Origin of the sequence: Larkinella soli (assembly GCF_003703975.1) — a bacterium.
Lineage (GTDB): Bacteria > Bacteroidota > Bacteroidia > Cytophagales > Spirosomataceae > Larkinella > Larkinella soli.
Genome location: NZ_QTJY01000009.1, coordinates 243861 through 265954 on the forward strand (window position 1 = coordinate 243861; position 22094 = coordinate 265954).

General features: G+C 61.8%; 16 protein-coding genes. 12 read left to right on the forward strand and 4 right to left on the reverse strand.

The annotated features are described in order from the left end of the window. Positions 1–55: 55 nt before the first annotated feature. Positions 56–523, reverse strand: coding sequence for a group II truncated hemoglobin (locus DX909_RS17360; protein WP_128546456.1), 468 nt, complete (start codon positions 521–523; stop codon positions 56–58). Positions 524–599: 76 nt separating this feature from the next. Here DX909_RS17360 and DX909_RS17365 point away from each other — a divergent pair, with 76 nt between their 5' ends. The 3 genes from DX909_RS17365 to DX909_RS17375 all read left to right on the forward strand — a co-directional run bounded on the left by DX909_RS17365 (position 600) and on the right by DX909_RS17375 (position 4601). Beyond that, on the forward strand, positions 600–1331 hold the full coding sequence (locus DX909_RS17365) for a GAF domain-containing protein (RefSeq protein ID WP_164851318.1): 732 nt from the start codon (positions 600–602) through the stop codon (positions 1329–1331). A 277-nt stretch (positions 1332–1608) separates the two neighbouring features. After that, complete coding sequence (locus tag DX909_RS17370) at positions 1609–1947, forward strand: PadR family transcriptional regulator (RefSeq protein WP_128546458.1); 339 nt, start codon at positions 1609–1611, stop codon at positions 1945–1947. After that, positions 1944–4601, forward strand: a complete 2658-nt coding sequence (locus DX909_RS17375) for an ABC transporter permease (RefSeq protein ID WP_229311086.1) — start codon at positions 1944–1946, stop codon at positions 4599–4601. Before DX909_RS17370 ends, DX909_RS17375 begins: the two co-directional genes overlap by 4 nt. 10 nt (positions 4602–4611) lie before the next feature. Here the strand turns inward: DX909_RS17375 and DX909_RS17380 are convergent, their stop codons facing one another. Both DX909_RS17380 and DX909_RS17385 read right to left on the reverse strand, forming a co-directional pair. Beyond that, positions 4612–5334, reverse strand: a complete 723-nt coding sequence (locus DX909_RS17380) for a LytR/AlgR family response regulator transcription factor (RefSeq protein ID WP_128546459.1) — start codon at positions 5332–5334, stop codon at positions 4612–4614. Further along, positions 5331–6464, reverse strand: a complete 1134-nt coding sequence (locus DX909_RS17385) for a sensor histidine kinase (RefSeq protein ID WP_128546460.1) — start codon at positions 6462–6464, stop codon at positions 5331–5333. Before DX909_RS17385 ends, DX909_RS17380 begins: the two co-directional genes overlap by 4 nt. Before the next feature lie 253 nt (positions 6465–6717). Between DX909_RS17385 and DX909_RS17390 the strand changes: the two genes are divergently transcribed. After that, the gene (locus DX909_RS17390) at positions 6718–7428 is read left to right on the forward strand and encodes a hypothetical protein (RefSeq protein WP_128546461.1); all 711 of its coding nucleotides are present in this window, start codon (positions 6718–6720) and stop codon (positions 7426–7428) included. 3 nt (positions 7429–7431) lie between these two features. Here the strand turns inward: DX909_RS17390 and DX909_RS17395 are convergent, their stop codons facing one another. After that, entirely contained in the window at positions 7432–8445 is a 1014-nt protein-coding gene (locus DX909_RS17395) for a LacI family DNA-binding transcriptional regulator (RefSeq protein ID WP_229311087.1), read from the reverse strand. A gap of 216 nt (positions 8446–8661) precedes the next feature. Between DX909_RS17395 and DX909_RS17400 the strand changes: the two genes are divergently transcribed. The 8 genes from DX909_RS17400 to DX909_RS17435 all read left to right on the forward strand — a co-directional run bounded on the left by DX909_RS17400 (position 8662) and on the right by DX909_RS17435 (position 22074). After that, positions 8662–10041, forward strand: a complete 1380-nt coding sequence (locus DX909_RS17400; RefSeq protein WP_128546462.1) for a Gfo/Idh/MocA family protein — start codon at positions 8662–8664, stop codon at positions 10039–10041. A 3-nt stretch (positions 10042–10044) separates the two neighbouring features. Next, the gene (locus DX909_RS17405; RefSeq protein ID WP_128546463.1) at positions 10045–11151 is read left to right on the forward strand and encodes a mevalonate kinase family protein; all 1107 of its coding nucleotides are present in this window, start codon (positions 10045–10047) and stop codon (positions 11149–11151) included. 7 nt (positions 11152–11158) lie between these two features. Next, entirely contained in the window at positions 11159–12226 is a 1068-nt protein-coding gene (locus DX909_RS17410) for an isoaspartyl peptidase/L-asparaginase family protein (protein ID WP_206513016.1), read from the forward strand. 28 nt (positions 12227–12254) lie between these two features. Continuing rightward, positions 12255–13292, forward strand: a complete 1038-nt coding sequence (locus tag DX909_RS17415) for a 3-hydroxyacyl-CoA dehydrogenase family protein (protein ID WP_128546494.1) — start codon at positions 12255–12257, stop codon at positions 13290–13292. Between the two features lie 16 nt (positions 13293–13308). Further along, positions 13309–14052, forward strand: coding sequence for an SDR family NAD(P)-dependent oxidoreductase (locus tag DX909_RS17420; RefSeq protein WP_128546465.1), 744 nt, complete (start codon positions 13309–13311; stop codon positions 14050–14052). Between the two features lie 265 nt (positions 14053–14317). Beyond that, positions 14318–17410, forward strand: a complete 3093-nt coding sequence (locus tag DX909_RS17425; RefSeq protein ID WP_128546466.1) for a SusC/RagA family TonB-linked outer membrane protein — start codon at positions 14318–14320, stop codon at positions 17408–17410. Positions 17411–17440: 30 nt separating this feature from the next. Continuing rightward, positions 17441–18994 carry a SusD/RagB family nutrient-binding outer membrane lipoprotein gene (locus tag DX909_RS17430; protein ID WP_128546467.1) on the forward strand — a complete coding sequence of 518 codons (1554 nt, stop codon included), beginning with the start codon at positions 17441–17443 and terminating at the stop codon, positions 18992–18994. 65 nt (positions 18995–19059) lie between these two features. Then, positions 19060–22074, forward strand: coding sequence for a DUF5107 domain-containing protein (locus DX909_RS17435; RefSeq protein ID WP_128546468.1), 3015 nt, complete (start codon positions 19060–19062; stop codon positions 22072–22074). Positions 22075–22094 lie beyond the last annotated feature (20 nt).

The window sequence follows — 22094 nt, forward strand, 5'->3', positions numbered from 1 at the left end:
TACTACGAAAATAGCCGATACGATGCCTTCGTTTTCCGATATTAAATTTCTCCCGTCACCCGCCGGTATACGGCCCGCCGGGTTCGCCCCATCCCCAGACCGGCATCGGGGCGTCGGACTGGATCGGGTTTTCGACCGCGTTGGAGTTCAGCACGGCGATGCGGCTGCCCCATTCGAGGTATCCCAGCAACGCCGACCGGAACTCGGGGTCGTCGGGCAGGCCGATCTCGTCGGCGCTTTCGAGCAGCAGGCTCATCCACCGGCGTCGTTTCGTCTCGTCGAGGTGTTTGTCGAGGTGGTGCGCCACCATGCCGGCATGGCTGCCGCCGTCGGTGCCGGTATAGAGCTTCGGGCCTCCGAAGACCTCGCCGATGAAGTGGGCCACGTGCCGGGCGTGTTCGGGCGCCATGTGCCGGAACACCGGTTCGAGGAGGGGATCGGACAGCACCTTTTTGTAAAAAAGCGTGGTGAGCTGCTCCAGGCGTTCCGTGCCGCCGAGCCATTCGTGTAAGGAGGGAACCATAAAGTTGATGGAAAATAGGTCAGGTGATTCCATTAAATGTATAATTTGCCGATCAATTATTCAACCTGTTTTTCTTATGACCACCGGATCGCGCCCTTCCGTCCCCGTGCCTTCCAACGAGGAAGAGCGGCTGAAAGCCCTCGCCGGCTATTACCTCCAGGAGGCCATTCCTGAAGAGGTCTTCGAAGACATCATTCGCCTGGCCGCCCAGATCTGCCGGACGCCCATCTCTCACATCGGCATCATGGAACGGGACCGCCAGTGGCTGCTGGCCAAACAGGGCCTGACCGTTCAGGAAGCCCCCCGCGAGGAAACCTTCTGTTCGTACACCATCATGAACCCCGAGACCCTGACCGTGGTGGAAGATGCCCGGAAGGACGAACGCTTCCGTGAGAATCCCTACACCAGTGGCCCGACGCCCATCGTATTCTATGCGGGCGTGCCGCTGCTCAATCCGCAGGGCTTCCCGCTGGCGACGCTCTGCGTCATCGACCACCGTCCGCGGCAGCTGACCGACAACCAGCTCCTGTCGCTCCAGGCCCTGGGCAAGTGGGTCTCCACCCAGTTCGAGCTACACAAGGTGAAACGGGAACTGGCCCGCGCCGAGCAATACCTGAAAATCACCCGCCATGAGACGACGAGGGCAAAGTATTCGCTGCAAACCCAGATCCGGCCCCTGGTGAAAGACCTCCTGGCCCGCCAGGAATCGTCCGGTGAAAACCCCGGAACGCCCTCGGCCGTTCAGGACCTGCGGGTACTGAACGGTTACCTCGATGAATTGCTGAACCCGGCTCCAACCGGGCTGTGATCTCTTCAGGGCCGGACCCCGCAGCGGCACCCCCTGTCGGGGAAGTCGGAACCGGGGCGAAAATATTGCAGCGAGACCGTTCCCGCTAAAAATAAAAGCGGTTCGGGCCGCCAGTTGTCTTCCGGCCGGGCTGTCCGCTCCGGGACGGAAGCTGTCCATTTGCGGACAGCGGGAGGAGCCGTACTGCCCGGAAAACCCGCTTGTTCATGCTGAAAAGAGTATTTGAGAAATCTGGCCGGAGATTTGTACGAGATAATAGAAACAAATCCCGTCTTTCATGCGACGTACTTATCTGGGGGAGTTTGAGGAAATCGTCCTGCTGATGGTCGCCATTCTGGACGGCGATGCCTACGGCGTCACGATCAGCCAGGAGATCGAGCAGCACGTCGGGCGCGTGGTGGCCTTCGGAACCGTTCACAACACGCTGATCCGGCTGGAGGAGAAAGGGTTCGTCCGGTCGGAACTGGGCGGAGCCACCGCCGAACGCGGAGGGCGCCGGAAGCGCCTGTTCCGGGTGACCGCCCTCGGCTCCCGCGCGCTGGTCGATATTCAGGAGGTCCGGAGCCGGCTCTGGCAGATGGTGCCGCCCGGCGCCCTGAACGTCAGCGGCCTATGAAAAATCCGAACGCTGCTCCGCCCCGCTGGGTCCGTCGGCTGCTGGCCTGGTTCCATCCCGCCGAAACGCTGGAGGAAGTCGAGGGAGATCTGGAAGAACTATATAGCTTTTGGTATAATCGCGACGGAGAGACCCGCGCCACCCTGTATTACCTCCGCAGCGTTCTGTCGGTGCTGCCGCCCTTCGTTCGCCGGCGGCCCGAACGATCCGAATCCCGTCCACCCTTTCCTTTTGCTACCGATATGCTGCGCAACTACCTGAAAATTGCCTTCCGGAACCTGCTGAAGCAGCCGGTTTTCAGCCTGATCAACATCACCGGCCTGAGCCTGGGGCTGGCGACGGTCCTGTTTATTCTGCTGTTCGTGCAGGACGAAGTCTCTTTCGACCGCTTCCAGGAGCGGGGCGACCGCCTGTACCGGCTGGTCTATCACTACACCAGCGCCGACCGGCCCGACGGCCGGAGCAGCCTGTCCGGTTATCCGCAGGGACCTGCCTTCACCCGGGAGGTTCCGGAGGTCGAGGCCTTCTGCCGGATGCACGGCTGGGAGATGCTGGTCCGAAAGGGCACCGAGGGCATATACCAGCGGGTGATGTATGTCGATTCGACGTTTTTTCGGCTGTTCAGTTTCGGGCTGCTGGCGGGCGACCCCGCTACGGCGCTCCGCGACCCCGGCTCGGTGGTGCTGACCGACGAAACCGCCCGGAAATACTTCGGAACGGTCGACGTGGTCGGAAAAACGCTTTCCATCGATGCCGGCGGCCGGTTTGAACCGAATCGGATTACCGCCGTGGTCAAGGCGCCCCCCATGAACTCAAGCCTTCGGTTCGACGCCCTGCGCCCTTTCGTGGCCGCCCTGCCGCCCGACCGCAAGGCCTGGGGAGAGGACCAGTGGTTCAACTTCTTCACCAACACTTTCCTGCTGCTGCGCCCCGACGCCGACCCCGCGCGGGCCGAACAAAACATGGAGCGGGTGTTCCGGAAATACGGCGGAAAACAGTATGCCGACCTCCGGAAGCAGGAGCAGGACTACCGCATTCAATACCGCCTTCAGCCTTTTCTTCAGATGCATCTCCAGGCCGGCTACGGCATGAACAATGGGCTGGCGACCGGCTCGAACGCCCTCTATTCCTACATCCTGGGCGGCATTGCCGGTCTGATCCTGCTGATTGCCTGCATCAATTTCATCAACCTGACCCTGGCTCGGTCCCTGCGCCGGGGCAAGGAGATCGGTGTGCGAAAGGTGACGGGCAGCACCCGCGGGCAGCTCGTCATGCAGTTTCTGGGCGAATCGCTGATTCTAACCGGTCTGGCCTTCCTCCCGGCCCTTCTGCTGGTCGTCTCCCTGTTGCCGGTCTTCTCCGATCTGGCCAACAAGTCGCTCGAAATCGGCTTTCTGCTGGCTCCGCAGACCATTGGGCTGTTTCTGGGGCTGCTGCTGCTGGTCGGGCTGCTGGCCGGTTCCTACCCGGCCCTCGTCCTGTCGGGTTTCAGCCCCATCCAGACGCTGTACGGGCGGTTTCGGTTCAATGGCGGCAACTGGCTGGGCAAATCGCTGGTGGTGCTGCAATTTGCCATAGCGGTCTTTCTGCTGATCGGCACCGTCGTCCTGCACGGCCAGTTTCATTTCATCCGAACGGCCGACGTCGGCTACGAAACCGCCAACCGGGTGCGGGTCTACATTCCCTGGGGCCGGGAGCAGAAAGGCGAACTGCTTCAGGCGGCCCTGCGCGGCCGGCCGGGCATCCGGATCGCCACCCGGAAACAGGGCGGTTATTACGGCGACGCCTTTCTGGTGAACGGCCGGCCCACCCGGCAGGTCGCCGTCGAACGCATGGATGACCAGTACCTGCGTTTCCTGAACGTTCCGGTCGTGCAGGGCCGGGAACTGAGCTATGCCAACCCCGCCGACACGGTGTCCAACATCCTGGTGAACCAGACGTTCGTGCGGATGTACCTCGACGCGAAAAAACCGGCAGTGGGTCAGGTGGTTCAGAAAGAAGGAGAGAACGGCCGCCGGGAGACGTTCACGATCGCGGGCGTCGTGAGGGATTATCAGGTCGGCTCGCTGCGCAGCGAACTGGAACCCATGCTGCTGTGGCTGGGCAAACCGCATCAGATGAATCAGTTGTATGTCAAACTCGACCCGGCCTACACTCCGGCCGCGCTCCGCCGGATCGAAACCACCTACAAGGCGCTGATTCCCTTTCAGCCTTTCTCCTACGAGTTTACCGAAGACGACCGGATGGAGGCCTATGCCGACGATGCGCGGTGGAAGAGCCTGATTTCAGCGGCCGCGGCCATTGCCATCCTGATCTCGGCGCTCGGGCTGTTCGGGCTGGTGTCGCTCTCGGTCGAGCAGCGGACGAAGGAGATCGGCATCCGGAAGGTGCTGGGGGCGGGGCTGCCGGAGATCGTGGGGCAGTTGTCGGGGAACTTCCTCAAACTGGTGCTGCTGGCGATCGGGATCGGGATGCCGGTGGGCTGGTATGTGGGCCGCCGGTGGCTCGACGGGTTCGTCTACCGGATCGAGTTCGGCTGGTGGATCTTCGCCTTCGTGGGCCTGCTGACGGTCGGCATCGCCCTGCTGACGGTGAGTGTGCAGGCCGTCCGGGCGGCTTTGACGAACCCGGCCCGGACGCTGCGGTCCGACTGAAAAGCCGGTGTCAGAACAGCACGTTGTCGTTATGAAGGGCCCTCAGCGCCTGGAGTTTATAGTTTCGGCCCAGCGGCAGCACCTTGTCGCCGATGCTGACCGAAACCGGCGTGAAGGCCGTGACGCGGTCGATGGCGACCAGAAACGAGCGGTGAATCCGGATGAATTTGGTTTCGGGCAACTTCTGTTCCAGGTAGCTGATCTTCTGGTAGGTGATGATCTGGCGGTCCTGGGTTCTGACCCGGACGTAATCCCGCAGGCTTTCGATGTACAGAATGTCTTTCAGAAACACTTTCACCATTTCCCGGTCTTCCCGCAGGAAGATGTAGGCCCGGTCGAAGTCGTTGGTCAGGGGGCCGGCCGTGACCTCCGGCGCCACCAGCTGCTTGACCTGATACACTTTGCTGATCGACCGCAGAAACCGCTCGAAGGTCACCGGCTTGAGCAGGTAATCGACCACGTCGAGGTCGTAGGCATCGACGGCATAGTCGCGGTAGGCCGTGGTCATGATCACCGGCGGGCGGTTTTTGAGCGACTTCAGCAGGTCCAGGCCCGTAATCTGCGGCAGCCGGATGTCCAGAAACAGCAGATCGACCGTCCGCGACTGGAGGAACGTGAACGCTTCGACGGCGTTCGTGTAGCTTTTCAGCAGCGTCAGGCCCTCCACCCGCCGGACGTAGGATTCCAGCAGGTTCAGCGCCAGCGGCTCGTCTTCGATGATGAGGCATTTCATAACACTTGCTCGTTTTCCCGGAACGCCGGCAAATCGGCGGTATCCGGACGACCCGCCTGCCCCGGCATGGCAATCTTCAGCACGGCCAGGTAAGTCTCCTCTTCGTTGAAAAGCTGGAGCGAATACCGGTTGCCGTAGATGATGTTCAGCCGCTTCCGGACGTTGGTCAGCCCGATGCCGGAGGGCGTGTCCGAAACCGGCAGGGGAGGCAGGGACGTCTTGCTGTTCTCGATTTTGAAAATCAGCGTGTTGTCTCTCGTCAGCACGTCGATCCGCACCCATACCCGGTCGAGCTGGTGGCTGACGCCGTGTTTGAAGCTGTTCTCCACGAAGGGCAGCAGAATCAGGGGCGCGATCAGGATGCCGTCGGTGGCGGTATAGATGTTCATCGAAACGTCCAGCCGGTCGCCGTACCGGATCTTCTCCAGCGTAATATAGTTTTCCAGATATTGAATCTCCTTCCGCAGCGGCACCTGGGCCTGGTTGCTGTCGTAAAGCATATAGCTCATCAGTTCCGACAGCTTGTAGACGATCTCCGGCGCCCGGTCCGAGTGGTTCACCGTCAGTGCATAGAGGTTGTTGAGCGTATTGAACAGGAAATGCGGGTTGATCTGCGACTTGAGCAGCTTCAGTTCGGCCTCCAGTTTTTCCTTTTCCAGCTGCTGGGCCGTCTGCCGGAACTGCTGCCCGGCCTGCTGGTCGGCATACCAGTGCTTGGCAAGGTGAAACGTGGCCGGAATCGCTACCATCGAATACAGGGCGAAGTTGCTGATCAGAATCTTGGCCGGAAAAAAGAACGGGATGGAAAGCGCTTTCGGGAAGTAGAGCGGATAAATGAACGTGACCGCCACCAGCCGCTGCACCACGCTGAGCGCCAGCATCGACAGAATCAGCAGCCCCAGAAAGGCTCCGTAACGCTTGCGGATCAGAAACTTGTCGATGAGCAGGTACAGCGTCAGGTAGGTCGCCAGCATCTTCACCGGCAGTTCGATCAGCGAAATGGTAAACCGCTGGGTATAATCACCTTCCAGGCTGCCCCAGACCAGCCCTTCATATAGGGTCAGCAGCGTCCAGAAGAGGCCGTGCCAGAGGATGCGGTAACGGGAAACGAGTCGCAGCAAAGGGTCCATCGGGCGGGATGCGGTCCGGGTGGTCGATTCAAACGTTCTCTCAAGGTACGGCTTTCGCCGGTCACCCGGCTTTTTTTCACCCGGTTTTTAGACGAACGACCGGTGCGCCCGACGAACGGCGTTCCGGCCCGGCCGATGCCCTTTGTGCGCTTTCCGGTGGGTCTGTGCGGTGCGGCCCGGTGCCTGCCTAAAATTCCGGTTTCGTATCCCGGCGCGCCGGTATTTAGGAAAAAGTTTCCAACCTCTGTAAACAATGAATCCGCTAATGAACCTCGGAAAACGGCTCCTCCGGGCCGCCTGTATCCTCGGAGTTTTCACGGCCTCCGCCCAGACCGGACAGGATGACAACAACCCGCTGCAACCCGCCGGCCGCTGGCGGCTGCACACCGATGCCGCCACCCGCACCACCGTCGTGGCCTTTTACGACGACCGCGACCGGCTGATCTATGAAGAAACCCTGCCCAACCGGCACGTGCGCCTGAGCCGCCGGAACATCCGGCGGCTCGACGAAGCCTGCGCCCGGCTGGTGGCCCGGCAGGTGGTGGCCTCGGCCGTGGCTTCCGCCCGCATCGACCCCGGCCTGTCGGAACACCCCGAACCGACGGGCCCGCGTGCAGCCCTGCGGCCGGGCCTGCTGCCCGATTCGGCGGTGGCCGGCCTGCGCACCAACCTGATTCCGGCCAACGGAAAAATAACCGTGTTTTTCTCGCATTCCGGCGACGGCCCCGTCCAACTGCTGCTCCTCGACCCTCAGGACCGCCCGATCTACAAGGAGGCCAGCCGGCGGCCGGTCTACCGCCGGTCCATCGACCTCGCCCAACTGAATCGGGGCGAGTACCGCCTGATTATCGCCAGTCGTCAGTACCGCTACAGCTATCGTCTGAGTATTCCCGAATCCGGCCCGTATTTCCGTCCCGACATCCGCTCCCTCGCCCACGGCCCGGCCAGAACTGCTCTGCCGTGAGTTTCACACCCGGACCATCAGTTCGGGTTCGAGAATACGGTTCTGGAAGGTGGCGGGGTCGGTTTTGCCGTCGAAGCTGTCCATGAGGATGTCGGCCGCGCTGAAGCCGAGCTGGTAGGGATGCTGTTCGACGGAGGCCGCCGGAGGCTGTTCCAGGTAGGCATTGAGGGGCAGATTGGCGAAACTGACGAAGGTGATGTCCTGATTGATGCGAAGACCACGGCCCCGGCAGGCCTGCATGGCATCGAGCGAGACGTAATCGTTGAAGGCCAGGATGGCGTCGGGCGGAGCGGCCAGCGAGAGCAGCTGGCCGGTTTTGGCGACGGTGTCCTCGCGGGTCAGGTCGACGCGCCGGATGAGGCCGTTCTCGACCGGCAGGGCCTCCTCCTTCAGAGCGGTGATGTAGCCCCGGTAACGTTCCTCGCTGGCCGCCAGCGGTAGCGGGCCGTTCAGCAGGGCAATGCGCCGGTGTCCGTGCCGCGCCAGCCATTTGGTGGCTTCGTAGGCCCCCTTCTCGATATCGCAGCTGACCTGATGGGTCCGGATGCCGGGCGGGATGCGGTCGAACAGCACCACCGGAATCTGCTGTCCGATCAGATCCTCGACGTGGTCGAAGCGCTGCGAATTTTTGGCCACCGACAGCAGCACGCCGTCCACGCGGTTCGACGACAGCACACCCAGAATCTGTTTCTCGCGCTCATACTGGTCATGCGACTGGTAGAGCGCCACGGTGTAGCCCCGGTCGAAGGCGACGGCTTCGACGCCGTTGATGACCTCGCAGAAAAAGTTTTCGCGAATTTCGGGCAGCACCACGCCGATGACGCCCGTCCGGCCGGATTTCAGGCTGCGGGCCACGGCACTGGGGTGGTATTTGAGCTGAAGGGCCAGCGCATGGACGGCCTCCCGCATCCCGGCGCTGATGCGCGGGTGGTTCTGGAGCGCCCGCGAAACCGTCGACGGGGCCACCCCCAGCCGGCGGGCGATCTCTTTAATGGTGACGGTTTCCTTTATCGGCATGCGGCAAGTTTGAAAAAATTCGGTGAATTGCACAAACGTTTGCGCAACCCGCGCAAACGTTTGTGCACCAAATTTAAGCGGGAAAAAGTCGCCGACGGCCATAATTGCATTGACTGTTTGGGGCTATACGCCTAATTTTCGTTTCCGATCCCTGAAAACGGCAGTAGGAACCGGCTGGCTGCCGCAAGCGTCGGAAGCCGACTAACCCAACTTTTTATGGATACTCCTTCCCGTCGAGAATTTCTGCGAAAAGCCGCCCTGACCGGGGCGGCCGCGCCCTTCATCCCCGGATTGCTCCAGCCGGCTTCGGCCGCCGGGCGGGCTCCGGCCGCGCTCTCGAAGGTCCGGCTTGGCTTTATCGGTGTCGGGTCGCGCGGGCGCAGCCACGTCCAGCAGGCTCTCTACCGCGACGACGTCGAGATCACCGCCATCTGCGACGTCGACCCCGAGGCCATCAGCCGTACCAACGCCATGATCCAGAAGGCCGGCCGCAAACCGCCGGTCGCGTATACCAAAGGCAACGAGGCTTTTCTGGAGATGCTGAAACGCGACGACATGGACGGCGTCGTGATTGCCACGCCCTGGGAGTGGCATACGCCGATGGCCGTCGCCACCATGAAAGCCGGCAAGTACGCCGGGCTGGAGGTGTCGGCGACGGTGACGCTGAAAGAATCCTGGGACCTGGTCAATACGTTTGAAAAAACCGGGTCGCACTGCATGATTCTCGAAAACGTCTGTTACCGTCGCGATGTCATGGCCGTTCTGAACATGATCCGGCAGGGGCTGTTCGGCGAAATGACCTACGCCCACTGCGGCTACGAACACGACCTGCGCGACATCAAGTTCAACGACGGGAAAAAATACGCCGGCGGGGGCGTCGAATTCGGGGCCAAAGGCTACGCCGAGGCCCGCTGGAGGACCCAGCACTCCGTCGACCGCAACGGCGACCTGTATCCGACCCACGGCCTCGGCCCGGTGGCCCACTGGCTCAACATCAACCGCGGCAACCGGTTCCTGCACCTGACCTCGATGGCGACCAAGTCGCGGGGGCTGCACAAATACGTGGTCGACCACGGCGGTCCCAACCACCCCAACGCGAAGGTCAATTTCAAGCTGGGCGACATCGTGACCACCATGATCCAGTGCGCCAACGGCGAGAACATCGTCATCATGCACGACACGAACTCGCCCCGGCCCTACTCGCTCGGCTTCCGGGCGCAGGGAACGCAGGGCCTCTGGATGGACGACGGCGACACGATCTACCTCGAAGGCGTCAGCCCGAAACCGCACCAGTGGGAACCGTTTGCCCCCTACCAGGAAAAATACGACCACCCGCTCTGGAAACAGCACGCCCGCTCGGCCGAGAACGCCGGCCACGGCGGCATCGACTTTTTCGTGCTGCGGGCCTTCATCGAATCCATCAAGGCGCAGGTCGCCCCGCCCATCGACGTGTACGACGCGGCCGCCTGGAGTGCCATCAGTCCTTTGTCCGAACAGTCCATCGCGCAGGGCAGCAAGCCGGTCGAAGTGCCGGATTTCACCCGCGGCAAGTGGAAAAACAACCCGCCGATTTTCGGCCTGAACGAAGTGTATTAAGGAATGAGGACCGATTCCCTTACCGTATCGACCCCGGGCCGGATCTGCCTGTTCGGCGAACACCTGGATTACCTCGGCCTGCCCGTCATTGCAGCCGCCATTTCGCGCCGGGTGCAGATCGAAGCCGGGAAGACCGACCGGCCCGAGGTGCATCTCGACCTGCCGGACATCGGGTCGGAGGAGCGGTTTTCGCTCGCGGAAAACCCGCTTCCCTACCAGCACGACCGGGATTATTTCCGAAGTGCCGTCAACATACTCCGGCGGGAAGGCTTCCGGTTTTCGGGCGGTATCCGGGGGGAGGTGTCGGGCAATATTCCCATCAACGCCGGAACGTCCAGCTCGTCGGCCCTGCTGATTTCCTGGCTGAATGTGCTGACGCGCCTGGCCGACGAACCCCGCGAGCCGGCCCCGACGGAGCTGGCCGAACTGGCCTACCGCGCCGAAGTGCTGGAGTTCGGGGAGCCGGGCGGCATGATGGACCATTACTCGACGGCCGTCGGCAACGTCATCTACCTCGAATCGCAGCCGAAAATCCGGCTTCAGCCGCTGCGGCCGGCGCTGGGCACCTTCGTGCTGGGCGACTCGCAGGAGCCGAAGGATACCATCGGGATTCTGGGCCGGGTGAAGTTCGGGATGCTCCGGATCGCCGGGCAGTTGAAGGCCCTCGACCCGGCTTTCGACCTGCATACGACCCCCATCACGGCCACGACCGCCTACCGCGACGTGTTGCCGAAAGACGACTACATCCTGCTTCAGGGAACGCTCTCGAACCGCGACGTCCTGCGTGAAGCCCTGACCGTGCTTCAGGCCCCGTCGCTCGACCACGCGCGGCTCGGGCGGCTCCTGAACGAACACCAGGCCAACCTCCGGGAGGCCCAGCGCATCTCGACGCCCAAAATCGACCGGATGCTCGACGCGGCCCTGAAAGCCGGCGCCCTCGGCGGCAAGATCAACGGTTCGGGCGGGGGCGGCTGCATGTTCGCCTATGCGCCCGACCAGCCCGAAGCGGTGGCCGAAGCCATCGAACGGGCGGGCGGCCGGGCCTACATTATCCGCGTCGACGAGGGGACCTCTGCGGAAAAGATGTTATTATTGAAGGATCAACGGTAACTTAATTATGACCTCAAGAAGATCCTTTATTCGCTGGAGTACGCTGTCGCTCCCGTTCGCCGGTCTGTCCCAGGCCCTTGCCCGGTCGCTGGGCGGCACTCCGCCGGGCGGCAATGCCTCGGCGGCCGGCAAACCCGCGGTCGTTTCCACCTGGGACAGCGGGGTGATTGCCAACGCGGGTGCCTGGCCGGTGCTGCGGCAGGGGGGGCGGGCGCTGGACGCGGTCGAACAGGCCGGTATCGCCATCGAAAACGAAATCGGCTGCTGCGTGGGCCTGGGCGGCAACCCCGACCGTGACGGCTTCGTGACGCTCGACTCCTGCATCATGGACGAAAAGGCCAACTGCGGCTCGGTGGCCTTCCTGGACCGGATCAAACACCCGGTTTCGGTAGCCCGCAAGCTCATGGAAACCACCCCGCACGTGATGCTGGTGGGGGAGGGCGCGCGGCAGTTCGCGGTCGCCAACGGGTTTGCGCTGGAGTCGGGCAAGCTCTCGGCGGACGCCGAAAAGACCTATAAAGAATGGCTTAAAAAGTCGGAATACAAGCCGGTGATCAACATCGAGAATCAGAAACGTTCCGGTTCGAACCAGCGGGGCGGCCCGTTTGCGCCTTCGTTCTTCGACGACGGAACGCCCAACCACGACACCATGGGGACGGTGGCGCTCGACGCTTCCGGCAACCTGTCGGGGATGTGTACCACCAGCGGTATGGCGTTCAAGATGCACGGCCGCGTCGGCGACTCACCCATCATCGGAGCCGGTCTGTTCGTCGATAACGAGGTGGGCGCGGTGACCTGCTCAGGCCAGGGCGAGGAGGTGATCCGGGTGTGCGGGTCGCACCTGGTCGTGGAGTTCATGCGGCAGGGGCTGGCGCCCGAAGAAGCGTGCCGCCGGGCCGTCGAACGCATCATCAAACGCGATCTGGAGAAGGCCAAAACCTTTCAGGTCGGCTTTATCGCCCTCAACAAACAGGGAGAATACGGGGCCTATTCCATCCAGAAAGGCTTTAGTTATACAATAACGACCGAACAGATCGACGGGAAGGTGATTCCGGCCAAAAGCCACTTCTCGTAACAAGCATTAAACCCTTACCTTTTTTATGATGGAAACCGGCGAAAGCACCGCGGGCCAACCCGCCGAAACCCCTGCGCAGATCCCGGTCGGCGTGGTCGGGCTGGGGCTGATGGGATGCAGCATCACCACCTGCCTGCTGATGGCCGGACATCCGGTGGTGGCCGTGGCGCCCATCCCGGCCGATATGCAGACGGCCCTGCCCCGCATCGGCGAACACCTCACCAAATCGCGGGAACAGGGGCTCGTGACCGAATCGCCGGACCATTATTTCAATAATCTGACGCTGACCGAGGACTACGGCCGGCTGGGCAACTGCCGGCTGGTGATCGAATGCACCCTCGAAAATCTTGACATCAAACGCACGGTCTACCGGAAAATCGAGGCCGTGGTGGCCGACGACGCCCTGATGACGAGCAACACCTCGGCCATTCCGATCAGTATTCTCCAGCAGGAGACGAGTCGTCCCGAACGGTTTCTGGGGCTGCACTGGGCCGAACCCTCCCACACCACCCGGTTTCTGGAGGTCATCTGCGGAGACCGGACCGACCTCCGGCACGCCGAATGGCTCTACGAAATCTCTCATTTCTGGAACAAGGAGCCGACGCTGGTCCGCAAGGACATCCGGGGCTTCATCTCCAATCGGCTCATGTACGCCATGTACCGAGAAGCGTTTTATCTGGTCGAAAACGGTTACGCGACCGTCGAGGACGTGGACCGGGCCTGCCGCAACAACGCCGGGTACTGGATGACCCTCGTCGGGCTGTTCCGCTGGATGGATCTGACCGGCGTACCGGCCTACCACACCGTACTGACGGACCTGTTCCCGACGCTCAGCAACCGGACCGACGTGCCGCCCCTGATCGACGACATCGTCAAAGCCGGCGGCAAAGGGGTCCTGAATGCCCACGGCTTTTACGAATACACCGAGGAGGAAGCCCGGCTCTGGCGCGAGACTTTTGAAGAATTCAGCTATGAGATCCGGCGCCTGGCGCTGAAATACCCGGCCGACGTGGTGAAGAAAAAACTCGCTGCGAACGCCGGAGATAAGACCGAAACCCAACCGTAACGTTCTGAGAGACCGTATGAAAACCCTTGCAAATCAGGTGGCCGTCGTGACCGGAGCCGCTTCCGGGCTCGGCACCGCTATTGCCGGCCGGCTGGCCTCCGACGGCGTCCGGGTGGCCCTGCTCGATCTGAACACCGACCGGCTGGCCGAAGTCGTCCGCGACCTCCCGACCGAAAGCCGGGCCTATACGGTCGATATCACGCAGGAGGAACAGGTGGCGCAAACCGTCCGGCAGGTGGTAGAGGATTTCGGGACGATCGATATACTGGTCAACAGCGCAGGCATCACCGGGCGGACCAGCCTTAAAAGCCACGAAACCGAGACGGAGGACGTCCGGCGGGTGTTCGAGGTCAATTTCTTCGGGTCGTACCTGACGGCGCGGTATGTGCTGCCCTACATGCTGGCGCAGAAATACGGGCGGGTGCTGCACATCGCGTCCATCGCCGGCAAGGAAGGCAACGCGGGCATGATCGCCTATTCGGCCTCGAAAGCCGCCGTGATCGGAATGGCGAAGGTGCAGGGCAAGGAGTACGCCGAAACCGGCATTACGGTCAATGCGCTGGCTCCGGCGGTGATCCGGACACCCCTTGTCGACGCCATGCCCGACGAGCAGGTGAAGTACATGACCGACAAGATTCCCATGAAGCGCTGCGGGACGCTGGAGGAGGTGGCCGAGGTGGCGGCCTACATCGTTTCGCCCCGAAACAGCTTCACCACCGGTTTTACCTTCGACCTGTCGGGGGGGCGGGCAACGTATTGAAAGTACCTTTGTTTCGGACCCTGATAGGTTAATTGAATTTTAATTGCGCTTATTTAATAAAATATTTTAATAATTTTAGTAAAATACCTCCACGCCCCTTCAAATCCATTTTCAGTGCCGATTTTGTTGCTAACTTGACGGCAAGTAAAGACCAAACTAAATTTTATTTTTCTTCTTATTAGGTACTATTTAGTGTGGTTTGCCGGTAGTATTATGCTCTTTTATTTTCCTGTTTTCTATTTATCGCCAATTTTCTTTGACCAGTATGAAGAAACATTTCCTGTACTTATTTCTGGTACTTCTGGTAACCTCCTGGGCGATGGCTCAGGAACGAACGGTCAGTGGTACCGTCAAGGATGAGAACGCCCAGCCGCTCGGCGGGGTGAACGTAGTCATCAAGGGCACGACGCGGGGTACGACTACCGACGCGAACGGCGCCTACCAGCTTCGGGCCAACGCCGGCGACGTGCTGGTGTTCGGGTATGTAGGCTACCAGCGCCAGGAGGTGACGCTCGGGAATCAGTCCACGCTGGACCTCTCCCTGGCTCCCGACGACCGGACACTGAACGAAGTCGTCATCACGGCCCTCGGGATCCGGCGCGAAGCCAAGGCGCTGACCTACGCGACGCAGTCGATCAAACCGGCGCAGCTCAACGAAGTGCGCGACGCCAACGTTCTGAACACGCTTCAGGGCAAGATCGCCGGTGCGTACATCACCCAGGGTTCGGGCGGGGTCGGCAGCGGTTCGCGGATCGTTCTGCGGGGTAACCGGTCCATCCAGGGCACCAACAACGCCCTGGTCGTGGTCGACGGCGTACCCATCAACAACAGTACCTACAGCATTCCGACCAGCGACTTCGGCGCCGTGGCCGGAACGGACGGGGCCTCCAACGTGAACCCCGACGACATCGAGGACGTGACCGTGCTGCGGGGCGCTTCGGCCGCGGCCCTCTACGGCAGCCAGGCCGCCAACGGCGTCATCCTGATCACCACCAAGCGCGGGAAATCCGGCCGCGTGATGGTCGACCTCAACTCCGGCGTGTCGTTCGACCGGCCGTTTGCGTTGCCGAGGGTGCAGAACCAGTACGGCCAGGGCGTCGGCGGGCAGATCAACGTCGAGAAGGGCGAAAGCTGGGGCGCGGCCATGACCGGCCAGACCTACACCAACCACCTCGGCCAGCAGCGGACCTACTCCCCGCAGCCCGACAACATCCGGGATTTCTTCCGGACGGCGGCCGGGTTCAACAACTCGATCAGCGTCATGGGCGGCTCGGAGAAAAGCCAGACCTACCTGTCGTATACGAACAACGCGTTGCAGGGAACCGTCCCTCGTAACCAGCTGATGCGGCACACGATCAACCTGCGCCTGACCAACCAGATCAGCAGCAAGCTCTCCACCGACGCCAAAATCACCTACATCAACCAGGGCATCGACAACAAGCCCCGGACCGGTGAGGAGAACGCCCCGGTGATGGACATCTACCAGATCTCGCGGAACATCAGCCTCGACGACGCCAAAAATTACGAAAGGACGGATAACCTCGGCGTGCCGACGCCCACGGCCTGGCCTTCGACCCTGGCGTCGATCTACCAGAACCCGTACTGGATGATCAACCGCACCTCGATCAACGAGCGTCGCGACCGGGTGATCGGCTTCCTGACGGGCCGGTATCAGCTCACTCCGTTCCTGAGCATCCAGGCCCGGGCCAACCTCGACAAGTATTTCGACAAGAACGAGCAGAGCTACTCGCAGGGGACCGTCCTGTGGGCGTCACAGCCGGGGGGTGCCTTTGCCCGGGAGAACATCATCACCACCCAGAAGTGGTTCGACCTGATCCTGGAAGGCAAGAACGCCATCACCAGCGGCATCCAGATCGACTACCGCGTGGGGGCCATCCTCCAGGATTCGCGCTTCGAACGGACCCGCAGCAACGCCAACGGGCTGAACATCGCCAACCGCTTCAACCTGAACTTCGGTTCGACTCAGACGCTGGGCGACGACTTCTCCCGCTCGCAGACGCAGTCGATCTTCGGCCAGGCCACGATCTCGTTCAAGGACGCCGTCTTCATCGACGCCAGCCTCCGCAACGACTGGGCCTCGACGCTGCCGAAACCGCATTCGTTCCAGTATCCCTCGGTCGGCGTGTCGGCCATCCTGTCGGATCTGTTCAAGATGAACGGGGCGCTCTCGTTCCTGAAGGTGAACGCATCCTACGCTCAGGTGGGGAACGCGGCCAGCCCCTACCTGCTCCGGACCAACTACTCCTACAGCCAGGGAGCCGGCACGGGCTTCATCAGCCGCGACGGAACGCAGGCCATCGGCAACCTGAAACCGGAGATCACCAAGAGCCTCGAATTCGGGGTGGATGCCCGGTTCATGGACAACCGTCTGGGAGCCAACCTGACCGTCTACAAATCGAACTCGATCAACCAGCTGCTGACGCTGGGTCTGGCGCCGGCTTCGGGCTTCTCGCGGCAGTACATCAACGCCGGCGACATTCAGAACAGCGGGATCGAACTGGTCATCAACGGCACCGCCATCCGCAACGACCGCTTCACCTGGGACCTGACCTTCAACCTCGGACGGAACGTAAACAAGATCAAGCGGCTTTCGCCGGAAGTGAAACGTTCGGTGCTGGCGGGCGGCTACGGTCGTTCGGCGACGCCGGTGGTCGAGGAAGGCGGCTCGTACGGCGATATGCTCACTTACCGCTGGCTGACCAATGCGAGCGGCCAGTACGTCGTCACTAACGACGGCCGCCCGGTGGCAACCACGGAGCAGGTGGCGATCGGCAACTTCAACCCGAAATTCCTGATGGGTCTGACCAACACCTTCACCTACAAGGGCATCTCGCTGCGCGTGCTGGTCGACGGCCGCGTCGGTGGGGTGGTGACCTCCGGTACGGAAATGAACCTCGCTTCCAGCGGTATTCCGGAAGTGACCTCCTCCTTCCGCGAGGGCGGCTGGATTCTGCCGGGCGTGACGACCACCGGCGAGCAGAACACCAAGGCGATCAACGCCGAAACGTTCTGGCGGACGGTGTCGGGCGGACGCTACGGCTGGGGTGAGTTCTTCACCTACGACGCCACCAACTTCCGCGTCCGGGAGCTTTCCTTAGGCTACGGCATTCCGATCAAGTCGAACCAGTTCATCAAGTCGATGCGGCTCTCGTTCGTGGCCCGCAACCTGCTCTGGATCTACCGGGGCAAATCCACCCTGGACATTCCGGGCATCGGCAAGCGGACCATGTGGTTCGATCCGGACATCAACCTCGGGAACGGGAACTTCCAGGGCGTGGAATACGGCACGCTGCCCGCCAACCGCACCGTGGGTCTGAACCTCAAACTGTCTTTCTGATCCGAATATCCCAGTAATTGAAGACATCTTATGAAGACATTCAGTAATCTCATTCACAAAGCGCTTGCCATCACCTGCATGACGGTTCCGGTGATCTGGAGCATCAGCTGTACGGATAAATTCGAGGAGATCAACACCGACAAAACCAAAATTTCGGTGATCGGCAAGAGCGAAATTCCGTATCTGTTTGCCAAAGCCCAGTCGTCGGGAACGCTCAGCGCCTACGTCTACCAGGTCGGGCAGAACCTGTTTTCCGACCAGTATGCGCAGTATTTTGCCTGCGTGGCCACCTATTTCCCGTCCGACCGCTTCGTGATCCGGATGGACTGGCTCTCCGGTCCCTGGAACTCGATCTACACGGAAGCCGTGCCCCAGATGAAAACCATCCTGGAGAACACCGACGCGAGTTCGGCCGAGAACGCCATCACCAACATCTGGTGGGTGTGGGTGTTCCACCGCTGGACCGACCACATCGGGCCGATCCCGTACTTCAAGGCCGGCGAACCCGCCCAGTCGGTGCCGTATGATTCGCAGCAGGCCATCTACGACGACTTCTTCAAGCGGCTCGATGCCGCCACGACGGTGCTGAAAGGCAAGACCGGCGAAAAACCGTTCGGTGCGTTCGACCTGATCTACGGCGGTGACGTGGCGAAATGGATCAAGTTCGCCAATACGCTCCGGCTGCGGCTCGCTCTGCGGATCTCCAAGGTGGACCCGGCCAAAGCGAAGGCCCAGGCCGAAGCCGCCGTAGCCGGCGGGGTCCTGACGACCAGCCCCGACGAAGACGCCCTGGTGAAACGGAGCGCGAAAGGCAACGACTTCAACGGTCTGTCGATCATGTCCGACTGGAACGAGTTCCGGATGAGTGCCTCGATGGAATCCGTCCTGAAAGGCTACGACGACCCCCGGATGCCGGTGTACTTTCTGCCGGCGGTGAAAACCAACACCTTCGAAGGGCTGCGCAACGGTCTGACCGCCACCCAGCTCACCGATCCCTCCAACACCGCCGACTATAACTCGCACGTCGGGCAGCGCTGGACCTCCGCCGGGCTGGAAACTCCGCAGAACGTGATGGCCGTCGCCGAAGCCTACTTCCTGCGGGCCGAAGGCGCCGTGAACGGCTGGAACATGGGAGGAACAGCGAAAGACTTCTACGAAAAAGGCATCGAGAACTCGATGAAGCAGTGGGGCATCGCCGACGCGGCCGCCATCAAGGCTTACCAGGCCAGCACCAAAACGCCGGTGGCGCCCAACGACTTCCTGAAATCGCCGGCCCTGAGCAACGTGCCGGTCGCCTGGGGTGCGACGGAAGCCGTTCAGCGGGAGCAGATCGCTACCCAGAAATGGCTGGCCCTCTTCCCCGACGGTTTTGAAGGCTGGGCCGAATACCGCCGGACCCGCTACCCGAAACTGTACCCCGTCGCCAACTCCGACAATCCGGACATCCCGGCCGGTGGGGTGCTGCGCCGGATTCCGTTCCTCGACGTCGAAAGGCAGACCAACTCGGCCGAAGTCATCAAGGCCGCCGGCCTGCTCGGCGGACCGGATAAAGTCACGACCCCGCTCTGGTGGGACAAAAATTAATGGATAAGTGAACAACGTGTTTTGCCAATGCGGGCCTCGCTTCCGCATTGGCAAACTTGTTTTATATGCGGTATCTGCTTCTTTTTTTGCTGCTTTCCGTCTCCGCCTTCGCTCAGCAGGCCCGCATTCAGGAGACGACCCGAACCCTGACGACCTATCCGTATTCCGACCCTGATCCGGTGGCCCGGCCCGGGCGGTTTTATCCCTACTTCCGGTTCGACGGTTACACCGACCGGGGCCGTCCGCAGCCCTGGAAGATGGTCGAGCTGGAAAACGACTACATCCGGCTGGCCGTCATGCCCGAAATCGGCGGTAAGGTGTGGGGCGCTTACGAGAAGTCGCAGGAGTTTCCGTTCGTGTATTTCAACCACGTCGTCAAGTTCCGCGACGTGGCCATGCGGGGTGCCTGGACCTCGGGCGGCATCGAGTTCAACTTCGGCGATTTCGGCCACGCACCGACCACCTCCACGCCCGTCGATTACGTGACGCGCACCAACCCCGACGGCAGCGTGAGCTGTTTCATCGGCGCCACCGACTGGTCGTCCCGGACCACCTGGCGCGTCGAAATCAACCTCGCCCCCGACAAAGCCTATTTTACGACCCGCTCGTGGTGGACCAACGACACCCCGCTCGAAACCTCCTATTACCACTGGACCAACGCCGGATTCCGGGCGACCGGGAATCTGGAATTCGTTTTTCCGGGTACGCACTACATCGGCCATGAAGGACAGGCGGCCCCCTGGCCGGTGGATTCGGCCGGGCGGAAACTGTCGCTCTACGAGCAGAACAACTTCGGCTCCTACAAATCGTACCACGTCATGGGCAAACCCACCGACTTCTACGGCGCCTACTGGCACCGCGACGACCTGGGGTTCGGTCATTATTCGCCTTATTTCGGGAAAATGGGCAAAAAAGTCTGGGTCTGGGGCCTGTCGCGGCAGGGCATGATCTGGGAAAAACTGCTGTCCGATACCGACGGGCAGTACGTCGAACTTCAGTCCGGGCGGCTGTTCAACCAGGCGGCCCCGGAGAGCATGTACAGCCCGTTCAAACACGTCGGATTCGCGCCTTATACGACCGATTCCTGGACGGAATACTGGTTTCCCGTTCGCCGGACCCGCGGGCTGACGCAGGCTTCTCCGCGCGGGGCGCTGAACCTGCGCGTCGAGGGCGAGTGGCTTAAAATCGACTGGATGGCGCTCGAACCGCAATCCGACACGCTCCGGGTGCTGGACGGAGAAAAACCGCTCCTGAGCCGCAGACTCACGCTGAGACCGATGGAGGTGTTCCGTGATTCGGTCCGCCGGTCCGGCGATCCGGAGCCGCTGACGGTGAAACTCGGCAGCGAAATTGTAAAACCCGGCGGCTCTTTCGCCCTCGACCGGCCGCTTCAGACCCCGGCCGGTTTCGACTGGCAGTCGGAATACGGGCTGCTGCTGCGCGGAACCGACCTGATGCGCCAGCGGAACGATGCCGAAGCGGAAACGTATCTGAATCAGGCGATTCAGAAGAATCCGAGCCTGGTTCCGGCCCTGAGCCGTATGGCGGCCATCCGTTACCGGCAGGGGGCCTACGAAGAAGCCCGGACGCTGGCCGGTCGGGCGCTGGCTGTCGATACCTACGACCCCGAAGCCAACTTCTACCGGGCGCTCGCTTCGGAGAAGACCGGGCACGAAGCGGACGTGAAAGACGGCTTTTCGGCGGCCGCGCTGTCGCCGGTATTCCGGTCGGGGGCTCTGCTGCGACTGGCGTATCAGGCGGTCCGGCAGCGAGACTGGAGCCGGGCGCAGGAACCGGTTGGGCAATCGCTTCAGGCCAACCCGCAGAACGAAGCCGCCCGCAACCTGGCCGTCGTGCTGGCCCGCAAACAGGGCAAATCCGAGGTGGCAAAGGCGCTGATTCAGGAGCAGCTTACCCGCGACCCGCTGAACCACGCGGCCCGGTTTGAGAAGTATCTAAACTCCGGTAAAGAAGAAGATAAACAGGAGTTTGTCGGCCTTATCCGGCAGGAGTTACCCCAGGAAACGTACCTCGAACTGGCAATTCACTACGCCGGTCTGCACCTGACCGACGAGGCCCTGCGGGTACTGGCCCTGGCACCGGCGCATCCGATGGTGCAGATCTGGCAGGCTCACCTGCTGGACCGCACCGGCCAACGGGAAGCGGCCATGAAGGGCCTGGAAGCCGCCCTGAAAGCGTCTCCAGCCATGGTTTTTCCGTTCCGGCCCGAAACCGCCGGGGTGCTGGCCTGGGCGCAGCAGCGCCGGCCGGACTGGAAATGGCGGTATTATGAAGCCCTCCTCCGCCGGCAGCTGAACCAGCCGGAGCGGGCCAAAGCCCTCTTCGCCGAATGCGGTGACGAACCGGATTTCATGCCGTTCTATCTGGCTAAGGCCGAGCTGTTTGAAAGCGATTCGGCGGTAGTGCTTCCCGCGCTGGAGAAGGCGTATCGCATGGAGCCTTCCTCCTGGCGGACGGGCTTCCGGCTGGGGCGGTATTACGTCGACCGCAAGCAGCCGGCCAAGGCGCTGGCCCTGGCCGAAACCAACTCCCGCGCTCACCCCGACAACGCTGTGCTGGGGCTGGAATATGCCCGGATGCTCCGGCTGAACGGGCGGTATGCCGAGGCTCTGGCCCTGCTCGCCCGCCTGTCCATGCTCCCGGCCGAAGGGGCCACTGACGCCCACGGCCTGTTTCGGGAAACCAACCTCCTGTATGCCCTGGAGCAGATGAAGGCCCGGAAGTGGAAAGAGGCTGTGCGGTATTTACAGGCGGCCGAAACCTGGCCCGAGCGTCTGGGTTCCGGAGAGCCGTATTTCCCCGATAACCGCCTGACGCGCTTTCTGACGGCCTACGCATTCGACCAGTTGAAAAACCGGAAGGAAGCTGAGAAAAACTTTGCGTATCTTCAGACCTACCGGAATCCCGACGAACCCACCGACCCGCTGAATAACCGCCTTTCGGTGCTGGCGAAGTCGGCCGGGCGCGACTACCGGCGGATCGCGGAGCGACTGCTGCCCGACGCCAAAGGGAGGGCCGCCGAGGTACTGAAGGCGTTTCTGACGCTGACCACCCCCTAATCTTTTGGTTGGTGGAATTA